The organism is Paenibacillus sp. OK003 (assembly GCF_900109515.1).
Lineage (GTDB): Bacteria > Bacillota > Bacilli > Paenibacillales > Paenibacillaceae > Paenibacillus > Paenibacillus marchantiae.
This window is the reverse complement of the sequence record NZ_FOBD01000008.1, coordinates 98,078-110,693: the sequence shown is the minus strand read 5'-3', so window position 1 is coordinate 110,693 and position 12,616 is coordinate 98,078. Positions and strand designations below refer to the sequence as shown.

General features: G+C 48.3%; 12 protein-coding genes. 11 read left to right on the top strand and 1 reads right to left on the bottom strand.

All coding sequences use genetic code 11. The annotated features are described in order from the left end of the window. Positions 1-65 precede the first annotated feature (65 nt). From BMW94_RS14075 to BMW94_RS14060, 4 genes are all read left to right on the top strand, one after another. Entirely contained in the window at positions 66-647 is a 582-nt protein-coding gene (locus BMW94_RS14075; protein WP_090999256.1) for an NAD(P)H-dependent oxidoreductase, read from the top strand. 93 nt (positions 648-740) lie between these two features. Beyond that, positions 741-1,052, top strand: coding sequence for an ArsR/SmtB family transcription factor (locus tag BMW94_RS14070; protein ID WP_063567799.1), 312 nt, complete (start codon positions 741-743; stop codon positions 1,050-1,052). A gap of 163 nt (positions 1,053-1,215) precedes the next feature. Then, positions 1,216-2,250 (top strand): LLM class flavin-dependent oxidoreductase, encoded by a 1,035-nt coding sequence (locus tag BMW94_RS14065; protein ID WP_090999255.1) that lies wholly within the window; start codon positions 1,216-1,218, stop codon positions 2,248-2,250. Positions 2,251-2,566: 316 nt separating this feature from the next. Next, positions 2,567-3,727: an AI-2E family transporter gene (locus BMW94_RS14060; RefSeq protein ID WP_090999254.1), complete on the top strand. Its 1,161-nt coding sequence runs from the start codon at positions 2,567-2,569 to the stop codon at positions 3,725-3,727. 140 nt (positions 3,728-3,867) lie between these two features. Here the strand turns inward: BMW94_RS14060 and BMW94_RS14055 are convergent, their stop codons facing one another. Continuing rightward, the gene (locus BMW94_RS14055) at positions 3,868-4,239 is read right to left on the bottom strand and encodes an ArsR/SmtB family transcription factor (protein WP_090999252.1); all 372 of its coding nucleotides are present in this window, start codon (positions 4,237-4,239) and stop codon (positions 3,868-3,870) included. 264 nt (positions 4,240-4,503) lie between these two features. Here BMW94_RS14055 and BMW94_RS14050 point away from each other — a divergent pair, with 264 nt between their 5' ends. The 7 genes from BMW94_RS14050 to BMW94_RS14020 all read left to right on the top strand — a co-directional run bounded on the left by BMW94_RS14050 (position 4,504) and on the right by BMW94_RS14020 (position 12,525). Next, complete coding sequence (locus tag BMW94_RS14050) at positions 4,504-6,873, top strand: heavy metal translocating P-type ATPase (protein ID WP_090999250.1); 2,370 nt, start codon at positions 4,504-4,506, stop codon at positions 6,871-6,873. 100 nt (positions 6,874-6,973) lie between these two features. Then, positions 6,974-7,333: an SdpI family protein gene (locus tag BMW94_RS14045; protein ID WP_161490650.1), complete on the top strand. Its 360-nt coding sequence runs from the start codon at positions 6,974-6,976 to the stop codon at positions 7,331-7,333. Between the two features lie 252 nt (positions 7,334-7,585). Continuing rightward, entirely contained in the window at positions 7,586-8,026 is a 441-nt protein-coding gene (locus tag BMW94_RS14040) for a helix-turn-helix domain-containing protein (RefSeq protein ID WP_090999248.1), read from the top strand. Positions 8,027-8,168: 142 nt separating this feature from the next. Continuing rightward, positions 8,169-9,386 carry an MFS transporter gene (locus BMW94_RS14035; RefSeq protein ID WP_072734865.1) on the top strand — a complete coding sequence of 406 codons (1,218 nt, stop codon included), beginning with the start codon at positions 8,169-8,171 and terminating at the stop codon, positions 9,384-9,386. A 19-nt stretch (positions 9,387-9,405) separates the two neighbouring features. Then, positions 9,406-9,828, top strand: a complete 423-nt coding sequence (locus tag BMW94_RS14030) for a universal stress protein (protein WP_090953955.1) — start codon at positions 9,406-9,408, stop codon at positions 9,826-9,828. Positions 9,829-9,918: 90 nt separating this feature from the next. Continuing rightward, entirely contained in the window at positions 9,919-11,343 is a 1,425-nt protein-coding gene (locus BMW94_RS14025) for an aldehyde dehydrogenase family protein (RefSeq protein WP_090999246.1), read from the top strand. Positions 11,344-11,709: 366 nt separating this feature from the next. Continuing rightward, a complete protein-coding gene (locus BMW94_RS14020) occupies positions 11,710-12,525 on the top strand; it encodes a MerR family transcriptional regulator (RefSeq protein WP_175480691.1) in 816 nt (271 codons plus the stop codon). Positions 12,526-12,616: the final 91 nt, after the last annotated feature.

Sequence of the window (12,616 nt, the reverse complement as noted above, 5' to 3'; positions counted from 1 at the left end):
ATTTCGGAGTATTATTCACGATTTTGGCAGTGAAAATGAATTTAAACCTGGAGGGATTATTTCTTATGAAACATCTTATCGTATATGCACACCCGCGTACAGACAGTTTGAACCATGCCATTTTAAACACGGCAGTGGAAACACTTAAGGCTCAAGGCCACGAAGTCGTTGTACGCGATCTGTACGCACTTGGATTCCAGCCCGTATTGAGCGCGGCGGACACAGCATCCATGCGTGCAGGACAGATTCCGCAGGATATCGCAACCGAGCAGCAATTTGTTGCTGAAGCAGAGGCCATTACCTTTATTTATCCCATCTGGTGGGCAGGCCTTCCTGCAATCATGAAAGGGTATGTCGATCGTGTATTTGCATATGGTTTCGCTTATGCTTCTGGTGAAGCTGGCATTGAGAAATTGCTGACAGGCAAAAAAGGTCTGATCATTAATACACACGGCACACCAAGTGAAATTTACGATCAAATCGGCATGGCTGCCAGCATAAAAATGACTTCCGATATCGGTATCTTCGAGTTTGTAGGTATTGAAGTGATAGATCACTTGCTCTTCGGCAGTATCGGATATTTGGAAACTACGGCTTATCAGTCCATGCTGGAACAAGTAAAAGAGACGGTAAGCACCAAGTTCTAAACGTATACACATGCATATATTGGCAGGCCGGTTCATTCGTCGAATCGGTCTGTTTGATTTGCAAAATGAAAGAAAGGCGGTATAATCATACCCATGGAACCTATACTCATATTCAAAGCGTTATCCAACGAGACACGTCGACAGATTCTGTTGTGGCTCAAAAACCCGGAGCAACACTTTCCACCGCTGGAGTTATCCCAGCATCCGGATGCAGGAAAGAGCGGCATATGTGTTGGAACGATTCAGGTGAAGGCCGGACTGGCTCAATCCGTCATATCCAGCTATCTGCTGACCATGCTCAAAGCCGGGTTGCTGATCTCCGAGCGTAGGGGACAGTGGACGTATTATCGCCGCAACGAAGAAACCATTCGTCAATTTGCCGAGTACGTACAGCATGAGCTATAAGCCGGACGCCGAGACGGAAGCAAGAATGCAGGTGCAGGCGGGTATTCCGTCCGGATGTAAACGGCTTGAGAAGCAGCTCTGCCACATCATTTTTTGCACTTTTACATCTATATATCTGGATATACAAAAATAAAAATATGCTCACAGAGGAGAACTTTCTATTATGTCTACCGAAAACGCAGCTTCATCCCATAAAAAACATATTAACGACGTTAAATTATCCATTCTGGATTTGGCTCCTGTCGTAGTAGGTGCCACACCTGCGGATGCGCTTCGCAACAGTCTGGATCTTGCTCAGCACGCGGAGCGTTGGGGATATCACCGTTACTGGGTAGCGGAACACCACAACATGCCGGGCATCGCTTCTTCCGCCACTTCGGTTGTCATTGGTTACCTTGCGGGTGGAACGAAGACCATTCGTCTCGGTTCAGGCGGAATCATGCTGCCTAACCATGCCCCACTTGTCATTGCCGAGCAGTTTGGCACATTGGAGTCTCTGTATCCAGGTCGTATTGATCTGGGACTGGGTCGCGCACCAGGAAGTGACCGTCGTACGTCGCTTGCTTTGCGCAAAGACCTGAACAGCGGTGAAGATTTCCCGGAATTGCTGGCTGAGCTTAGAGCATATTTCGATGCTTCTGCTACATCGTATCATGCACCTGTTCGCGCTGTACCCGGAGAAGGATTGAATATCCCGATTTACCTGCTCGGCTCCAGTGATTTCAGTGCTCGTCTCGCTGGACAGCTGGGATTGCCGTTTGCTTTTGCCAGCCACTTCTCGCCGGATTACACTCGGATTGCACTTGAAACGTATCGGAGCAGCTTCCAGCCATCCGATCACTTGAAGGAACCCCATGTTATTGTGGGTGTAAATGCTGTCGTGGCGGATACCGACGAAGAAGCCGCATGGCTTGGCACAACGATGCAGCAGCAGTTCCTGAACATTATTCGTGGCACAACCGGATTGGTGCAGCCACCAGCCGATATGGAAGGCAAATGGACAGATCGTGAGAAAGCTGGTGTAGAGCAGACGCTAAAAGCAGCTGTGAACGGTTCTCCAGAGACCGTGCGTGGTCAACTGGAATCATTTATTGCTCAAACCCAGGCGGATGAGCTGATTATCACGTCGATGATCTATGATCATCAGGCACGCCTGCACTCGTATGAGCTGATCGCTCAACTGGCGGGAAAAGCATAAACAAAAGCAGAAACGCAACAGCGAACATGAACATAAGGCTTGGATGCCGCTGACATATTAACGGTTTGTCTCTTCGGAGGCGAGCCGTTTTTTTGGTAGGGATATTTTTCAAAGGAATCGTATGGGGCAGAAGGTTCTTTTTAGGGTAAAATGAACTTACCGGTCTAATTTGAAACGGTTAAATAGCGCCATACGTATAAACTCAGTGTGTTATACATATGTTGGCTTGTACAAGCAACTTTATGCGCAGTCAAGAAACATGGAGTTTTACAGCTTATGCTTTGATAAAGGATACATAAGAGAGGAAGACACGCCTATGGAGCAGCCTGAGCAACCCCGCATGTGGCCGGATCGGTTTAAACGATTTTTTCTGAATAATAAGTTCGTGCTTTTTCTGTTAATTTTGCTGCTGGTAGGACTGAACGTGATGGTTCTTACCAAAGTATCTTTTGTTTTGCACCCGCTCGCGGTGCTGATCAAGACGATTGTGCTGCCGATTATTCTGTCGGGTATTCTCTATTACCTGCTGAATCCGATTGTGGATGTCATGGAGAAATGGAAAATCAAGCGTGGCTGGTCCATTCTGATCTTATATCTGGCTATCGGGGGTATCCTGACAGTCGTGGTGCTGGCGGTCATTCCGGTCGTACGTAACCAGATTACGAGTCTGATTGAAAATTTTCCAACGTACAGTGAGACGGTCAAACAGCAGTTTGAGCAGCTTACGGGCAGCAAGCTGTTCGGTCAGTTCCAGGAGACAGTGAATCTGAATTCTCAGGACTGGTGGGGCACGATTTCCCAGAAAGCCACGGACATTCTGAACTCGACCTGGAACAAATTGGGCGGATTCCTCGGAGCGTTCACCGAGACGGTGCTGTCCATTGTAACGGTTCCGTTTATCCTGTTCTATCTGTTGAAAGACGGAAAGAAGCTTCCGTCCAAAATTTTGTCTTTCCTGCCAATCAAGAGCCGTACAGGTGCAATGCATGTGCTGGAAGATATCAATCACCAGATCAGTTCGTTCATTCGTGGGCAGATTATCGTCAGCTTCTGTATCGGTATTCTGCTTTATATCGGTTATATGATTATTGGTCTGGACTATGCGCTGATTCTTGCGATTATCGCATCGTTCACGAGTGTTGTACCTTACCTGGGACCTGCAATCGCGATTACGCCTGCGTTGATCGTGGCTCTGGTCACTTCCCCGGTGATGCTGCTGAAGATGGTAGCGGTGTGGACGATCGTGCAATTAATTGAGGGTAAATTCATCTCACCTCAGATTATGGGCAAAACGCTCAAAATTCACCCCATCACGATTATCTTTGTCATTCTGACTTCAGGTAATCTGTTCGGTGTAGTGGGCATTCTGCTGGCCGTTCCGGGATACGCGGTGCTGAAAGTGTGTGTGTCGCATATCTTCAACTGGTTCAAGGAACGATCCGGCCTGTATGATCCGAAGAATAACAACCTACTGTAACCGGATGGGAATATTCGTGGCTAGATCCATGATAAACTCTTTTTTCTGGCAAAACGGTGCCCTTATTCAAACAGAACCCCCGTCCATCGGCTAACAGCCGAGAGGCGGGGGTTCTGTTGTGTGAACAGGCTGGCTGATGCCTAGCCATGTTTAATATGCTGAAGCGTCTGCAGGAAAATCTGCTCAATGTGTGCATCATCCAGAGAATAATACACGGTCTTGCCTTCTTTGCGCCGCTTGACAATCCGCATGTTGCGGAGTGATCGCAGCTGGTGCGAAATGGCCGACTGTCCCATATCGAGCAGCACCGTCAGATCGTGCACACATAATTCCTTCTGCAACAGCGCATCAATAATACGAAGCCGTGTCGGGTCGCTGAAAGCCTTGAACCAATCAGCCATCTCGGAAGAGGTATCGCGATCCATGAGAGAAGCACGAATGGTCTGCACGTCAGCCTCTGTTCCAGAGCAGGCCGCGTCGCATTCGGCTGGAGCTTTAACCGGTTGTTCCATTTCCTATCACCACCTATATTAACTCAACCTTTGATTTGATCAAATGTTCTTCGATAAGCCTATTATATCCAAAAAACGTCTAAAGCGAAATGATTACTATTAGCATATTCTGTATGAAAAATCAACCGGAATTGTTGACACTCATGTTTAAGCGTGCATATAATAGGGTTAACAAAACATATGAATGATTGCTCATATATTGATTTTAACGTAAAAATTACGAATAATAATATTGATTTACGTACTGCAAAGGGGAGAGTTCACATGGGAACCGGACAGGAACAGGTGAAAAGGGAACTGCTGCTGGATGGATTGGATTGCGCGAACTGCGCATTGAAGATTGAGAATGGCGTCAAAAAAATTAAAGGCATTTCCGATTGCTCGGTCAATTTTGTGACCAAAACCTTATCCATGCACACCACATCCGATATGGATGAGCAGGTGGTGGAAGAAGCGAAGCGCAAAGTACTTCGGCTGGAGCCGCATATTCGTATTTCGGAAAAAGGTAAATCATCACAAGGCAGTCGTGGTTCTGCTGATTCAATAAACCAAGCTAACGGCAATGTGCACGCACATGCAGGTAGCGGAGCTCACACGCATGAGCATACTCCGAGTAGGCACGATCATGCTGGTCACTCCCATGAACATGACCACGGTCATCATCACGGAGCCCAAGATCACACGCATGATCATGGAAGTCATGCCGGACATGATCACGGTCATGCAGAAGGTCATGATCATGACGCGCATGCAGGACACTCGCATGAACATGGCGCTGGGCAGACGAAGGTGCTGCTGGCACGACTGGCGGCAGGCTCCATTTTGGTAGCAGCCGCAATCTGGTCTCCGCTGGAAGGCTGGGCACAGCTTGCACTCTATGTTGTTGCTTATCTGATCGCAGGGGGAGATATCGTTCTTCAGGCGTTCAAAAATATTATTCGCGGTCAGGTATTCGATGAATACTTCCTGATGTCCGTGGCCACCATCGGTGCTTTTGCCATTGGTCAATACCCCGAAGGTGTTGCGGTTATGCTCTTCTATCAGCTTGGTGAGCTGTTTCAGGGGCTGGCGGTTAATCGGTCAAGGAAGTCGATTCAGTCGCTTATGGATATTCGCCCGGACTATGCCAATATGCTGATGGGAGCGGGAGAAGAGACCAAGCGAGTGTCGCCGGAAGAAGTACGCATTGGAGATCGCATCGTGGTTAAAGCGGGTGAGCGAGTACCTCTGGATGGCATCGTTAAGGCAGGTCGCTCCATGGTGGACACTTCCGCTCTGACAGGTGAGTCAGTTCCGCGTGAACTGGAACCCGGTAGTGATGTACTGAGTGGTTTCGTGAACAAAAACGGAATGTTAACTATCGAAGTAACAAAAACTTTTGGTGAATCCACGGTATCCAAAATTTTGGACCTAGTGCAGAATGCGAGTAGCCGCAAAGCCAAAACGGAACATTTTATTAGCAAATTCGCCCGTTATTACACGCCGGTTGTTGTCATTCTCGCCGCGTTGATTGCGCTCGTTCCACCACTGGTGCTCAGTGGTGCGACATTCGCCGATTGGATCTATCGTGCACTGGTCTTCCTCGTGATCTCTTGTCCGTGTGCGCTGGTCGTTTCCATTCCGCTTGGTTTTTTCGGTGGCATCGGAGCTGCCTCGCGTAACGGTATTCTCATCAAAGGAAGTAACTACCTTGAAGCCTTGAACGATGTCAAAGTCGTTGTTTTTGATAAAACGGGTACACTAACCAAAGGTGTTTTCAAAGTAACAGCTATTCGGCCTGATGGCGGGCGTACGGAAGATGAATTGATGGAGCTGGCTGCAATTGCCGAGGCTCATTCCAATCATCCGATTGCTGAATCCATTCGCACAGCTTGGGCAAAGGATATCCGGACCCAAGGTGTGGACGATTACGATGAGATAGCTGGCCATGGCATCAAGGTCAGTGTGGATGGACGTGAAGTGCTTGCGGGTAACGCCAAATTGATGGAGCAGTCAGGTATCTCCTACACGACTCCACAAACTGTGGGTACGGTGGTGCACGTTGCCGAATCGGGTTCTTACGTCGGTCATCTGATCATTGCCGATGAGGTGAAGGATGATGCAGCGGCAGCCATTCAGGCACTCAAGAAGCTCGGTATCCGCAAAACTGTCATGCTGACAGGGGATGCCAAGGCTGTTGGTGAAGCTGTAGGGCGTGAGTTGGGCGTCGATGAAGTATACGCTGAGCTGTTGCCACAGCATAAAGTCGAACAACTGGAGCGTCTCGAAGCTGCCAAATCGCCAAAAGAGAAAATGGTATTTGTCGGTGATGGCATTAACGATACACCTGTGCTCGCGCGTGCCGATGTAGGTGTAGCGATGGGTGGACTCGGTTCGGATGCCGCGATTGAAGCAGCAGATGTTGTCATCATGACGGATGAACCATCCAGACTGGCAAGCGCGATCCGGATTGCAAAACGGACACGAACCATTGTCTGGCAAAATATCGGTTTTGCATTGGGTGTCAAAGCGATCTTCCTGCTGCTGGGTGTATTCGGAATTGCCACCATGTGGGAAGCGGTATTCTCTGATGTAGGAGTGACCGTGCTGGCTGTCCTGAACGCTATGCGTGTACTGCGGGTGAAGGACATTTAAGTTTTACGAAACGATCTGGACGGCTCTTCGTATATACGTAGAGCCGTTTTTTTGTTTTAATATCTGTGGTGTATTTTTAATGGAGTTAGGGGAGAACATTGTGGCAGGAGCAGTAGTTGGGATTATATGTGGAGTGTGCTATTTCATTCTGGGATTAATGGTGTACAAAAAGCCGCCGAAAAGGATTAATGGCGTATATGGTTATCGTACTCCGCGAGCAATGAGTCATCCCGAGTTATGGGAAGAAGCGCAACGTTATAGCGCGAATCTGATGATGCAGTTTGGTGTGATTATTACGGTATTTGGCATAATCGGTTTTTGGCTTACCGATGTACGAGCTTTGGTTCTAAGTCTTGTGGCTATAGGATTCTATACATTCAGGCTATTTACCAGAGTCGAAGGCCGTTTGAAGCAAATGCAGCGTGTACAGCAGCAGGAACAGAAGGAGCAAGGTGCATAAAGGCATGCTGCGTCTTCGACACTCGTGAAAAGATCCGCGAAAGCGGATCTTTTTTGCATCTTATAGAGGCGAAGGATAACAGAGAACTGCTTTTAACAACATATTGTAAAAATTACCGCTACAATAATTTATCCTTGTTTGAGACATACTACCTATTCAAGTCCAAAATCTAACGTTGACGTTAACGTTAACAATATATATATAATTATGTACATAACATTATATACATATAATGAAAGTGAGGTGAAGGAAATGAGTTTATATAAAATCGATGATGTAGCCAAGGAATGTGGTTTGACCAAACGTACCATTCGGTATTACGAAGAGATCGGTGTTATGCCTTCACCTCAGCGGACGGACGGTGGCACACGATTATACACCCGGGAAGATATCGATTATCTCAAAAAGGTGGTTCGGGCGAAGGAAGTGCTTGGTTTCTCGCTTCAGGAGCTGCATACCTATGTGGCAACGGCGGATGCGCTGAATGAACAGCGTTTTGACTACCAGCAGACCACTGAGGTGAGGGAGCGGATCGAAAAACTCACCAAGATGGAAACGACGTTGGATGACCAGCTGCAACTGATCGAGCAGAAACTTCAGAGTATTCACGCCGTTCAGGAGGAACTTGAGGAATTACGTGAACGGGTTCAGAACGGCATTCGACGATTAGAAGGGCACGAGAATGACACATAATTAGTATTTCACGATAAGCACCGGGAGATCCGGTGTCATTTGTGCCGTTTTCTTTCCTATATTTCTGAAAATAAAAATGAGCATTTCATTGTTTTTCACAATTTATTTCACAACATAAATCATGAACCAGGAGGAATTACGTATGAAAAGAGAACCCTCATTACCTGACGAATTGCCGTCATCCCGTGGAGGTCTGTTATCCCAGCCCAGAGCAGTATGGGCAGTAGCCTTCGCCTGTATTATCTCCTTTATGGGTCTGGGATTGGTTGACCCGATTCTGCCTGCGATTGCCGATCAGCTGCATGCATCCAAAAGCCAGGTATCTTTATTGTTTACAAGTTATAACGCGGTTACCGGGGTAGCCATGCTGATTACAGGTGTTGTATCCAGCCGGATTGGTGTGAAGTGGACACTGCTCAGCGGGATTTTGCTGATCATTGTTTTCTCTTTCCTCGGCGGGACCTCTGACACTGTAGGTGCGCTCGTCGGATACCGTGGTGGTTGGGGACTGGGGAATGCGCTGTTCATCGCAACTGCATTATCCGCTATTGTAGGACTGTCCACTTCGGGGACAGCCAAAGCGATTATTTTATACGAAGCAGCGCTTGGTCTGGGGATTGCCGTTGGTCCATTGCTCGGTGGTGAACTGGGTTCCATCTCATGGCGCGGCCCGTTCTATGGTGTTGCTGTTCTGATGGCGATTGCTTTTATCAGTATTACGTTTATGCTGCCTAAGATGGCTAAACCCAAAACGCGCAGTTCCTTGTCCGATCCGTTCAAGGCTCTGGGTTATCCTTCACTGAAAACATTGGCGATCACGGCCTTCCTGTATAACTTTGGTTTCTTTACCTTGATGGCTTATTCACCTTATGTCATGAATCTGGATGAACACGGACTTGGTTATGTATTCTTCGGTTGGGGTCTGATGCTGGCGATCACGTCTGTCTTTGTAGCACCAAGACTGCAACGTCGATTCGGATCCGTTCCCTCCATGAGCGTTATGCTGACCCTGTTCGCCATAGATCTGCTGGTAATGGCGGTGGGTACGGTAATGGGATCATCCACAACCGTTATTGTAGCCGTTATCGTTGCCGGGATTTTCCTCGGGATCAACAACACATTAATTACGACGGCAGTTATGGAAGCTGCACCTGTGGAACGTTCGGTGGCATCGGCTGCATACAGCTTTGTCCGGTTCCTTGGGGGTGCGCTGGCACCTTGGCTTGCTGGTAAATTGTCCGAGTGGTTCCTGCCGGAGACACCGTTTTATTTTGGCGCATTGATGGTTCTGATCGGGGTCGTTGTGCTTCTGGTACGCCGCAGACATCTGCGCGATATCGATGCTGCCATTACGCATTAATGAACAGGAGGTATGGAACATGCTGAAACGAATATTGGTTGCTGTCGATGGGTCGGATCATGCACACAAGGCTTTGGAGCAAGCCGTTGTTCTGGCAGAAAGTATGAAACAACCGGCTTCCTTGATGATCGTGCACGTTAATCCTTCGATCTCGCTGAATGAGCCCGCACTGGGTGTGGATCTGGAAGCACGGATCGCAGAAGAAGGACAGCATATTATACAACCTGTTAATGAATTGTTAGCTGCGCGTTCTGTTCATTATGAAACGTTGCTGATAGCTGGTGATCCCGTGAATGAGATCTGCCGTGTAGCGAAGGATAGAGACTGTGATCTCATTGTGATGGGGACAGCGGGGAAAAGCATGCTCGCTGAAATCGTCGTGGGCAGTGTCAGCCACGGTGTCTTGAAACATGCAGGATGTCCCGTGATGACTGTGAAATAGTGGTATGACTTTCTTGTGTTGCTGATGCTAAAGTGGTGTATAGATAGGTATGGGATAACGCTGCGTTAAACATGAATGGAGGATACAACCATGAAAAAACAACATCTGTTCATCGGGGGCAAGCCCACCGAATCAGTAGACTATATAGCACTTCAGGCACCATACTCGAAAGAAACACTGGCAGACGTATCCTCGGCGTCAGCTGAGGAAGTGGAAGCCGCGATTGCCGCCGCAGTTCAGGCGGGCAAAGAGATGCGCAGAATGCCTGCCCATCAGCGTGCAGACATCCTTTACAAGCTGTCCACCCTGCTGGAAGAACGGAAAGAAGAAGCAGCACGGATCATTGCGCTGGAGGCAGCAAAGCCGATTACTGCGGCACTCGCCGAGGTTGACCGTACGGTGGAAACGTATCGTTTCGCCGCAGAAGAAGCCAAGCGGCTCACCGGAGAGACGGTTCCCATGGACGCAGCCAAAGGCGGTGAAGGACGCGTAGGCTACACGATGCGGCAGCCTTTGGGTGTTATTGGAGCCATTACGCCGTTTAATTTTCCGATGAACCTGGTGGCTCACAAAGTAGGACCGGCACTGGCAGCAGGCAATACGATTGTGTTGAAACCTGCGGAGCAGACACCGCTGTCCTCGTATTATATTGCCAATTTGCTTCAGGAAGCGGGATTACCGGATGGAGCATTGAATGTAGTGAGCGGTGACGGCAAAACGATTGGTGATGTACTTGTAGAGCATCCTGACGTGGCCCATATTACGTTTACAGGCAGCCCGGCTGTAGGCACCAGCATTCGCAGCAAAGCCGGACTGAAACGTGTCACATTGGAGCTAGGGTCAAATGCAGCTGTCATTATTGACGCGGATGCCAATTTGGACAAGGTGGTACCGAGATGTGTGACCGGAGCTTTTACTTACCAAGGTCAGGTATGTATCTCGCTGCAGCGGATCTATGTGCACAGCGCTATCGCGGATGAGTTCATTCGTCGTTTTGCTGAAGCGGCCCAAAAAGTCGTGGTTGGAGACCCGTTGAATCCAGATACCGTTGTGTCTGCGCTCATCACATCCAAAGATGTACAGCGTACGCTGGATTGGATCGATGAAGCGAAGCAGGCAGGCGCTGAGGTGGCAACAGGCGGCGAAGCCGAGGGCGGCGTATTACGTCCAACCGTGCTTGTTAACGTTCCGCGGGATGCCAAGGTGTCTTGTCAGGAGGTCTTTGCCCCGATCGTTGTCATTAATACGGTGGATTCGGTTGAAGAAGGCATCGAGCAAGTGAATGATTCCATCTACGGGCTTCAGGCGGGTGTGTTCACCAATGATATTCATACTGCATTGCATGCAGCGGACCACATTGAAGCTGGGGGCGTGATGATTAACGATATTCCTACTTTCCGTGTGGATCATATGCCTTATGGTGGTGTGAAGCAGAGCGGGATGGGACGTGAAGGTGTTAAATATGCCGTAGAGGAAATGACGGAATTGAAGTTTGTCATGTTTAACAAGAATTAAATATCCACTCCTAGGACGAGCGGATATTCGAGAAAAATAGAACAAGATGATCCTGTGTCCGAGTTAGGGGTGCGGGATTTTTTTCTTTTCTACATTCAGCCCTTACCGTAAAAAATACATAGCCTTTCTTTATTAACCCCGGGTTCACATCTGATGAGAAGGGTATAAATACTTATCATACCGCAAATCTACCAATGACATGCCGTTCATATCACCGAAGCGTTGTGTATCCATCCAGAGAATTGAACGGATTACTGGGGTACAGAATTGTTGGAAGTCTTATAATATCTCACTTAAATTCAAATAAAATGCAGTATGAACAATCCTGAACCTAGGAGTTACAGGACAGACAGGAGGTGTATTCAAATGGCTTATTCCATGGTTGATGTATCCGGGATGTCCGGTGTAAGTCTGAGTGAATTGGGACAGTACGCGGAGACAGGTCTGCTGAATCCAGCCTTCGTAGGTCAAGATGAGGATATCTACTATGAGAAGCCCGAGCTGCTGAGACTACAGCAGATTCTGTTCTGTAAAGAAGTAGGCATGGAGGAGGAAGAGATTGGCCCCATGCTCAGGGATACTCCCCGGGATATGATCCGTATTATGCAGCAGCATCGGATCGAGATGCTGGAGAAGGCACTTCATCTGCACGGAATGATTCAGACACTGGACAAAACCATCTCCTACTTGCGTGGAGAGCAGGAACTGGATGAGTACGAACTGTACGCTGGGTTTTCCAATAAGGGGCGTCACCCGCTTCTGAATGAACCGACCTCTGAGCATGCGACAAAGAATGACTATGCTGAACGAATGCAGACAGAGGGCAGCCAGAAACACGACGCCAATTCACCAGAGCAAAACACAATGCCTGATGGCCAGGAGATGAAGACGAAGGAAGATTTTCTCGATTCACAGGCGAAGATTGACCGCATTCACTTGGACTTGCAGGGCGCTATTGAGGATGGGTTAGAACCCGGCAGCTCGGAAGTACAGCAGATTATTGACAGACACCTGGATTGGATCAAGGATTATTACACCCCAACAGCAGAGATTTACCGGGATTTGGCCAATCTGTACGTCGAGCACAAAAATTTTCGTCAGATGTATGATGGCTACCACCCCAAGCTGGCCGAGTTTTTGCGAGATGGGATGATGATTAAAGCGGAACAGGATTTATCCTAGATGCATAAAGTATCTTGGGCGAGCAGAGCATGGGTGTGATGAAAAATAATCATAACAAAGAGCGCAGATCCTCTAGGAGGAGTGCGCTCTT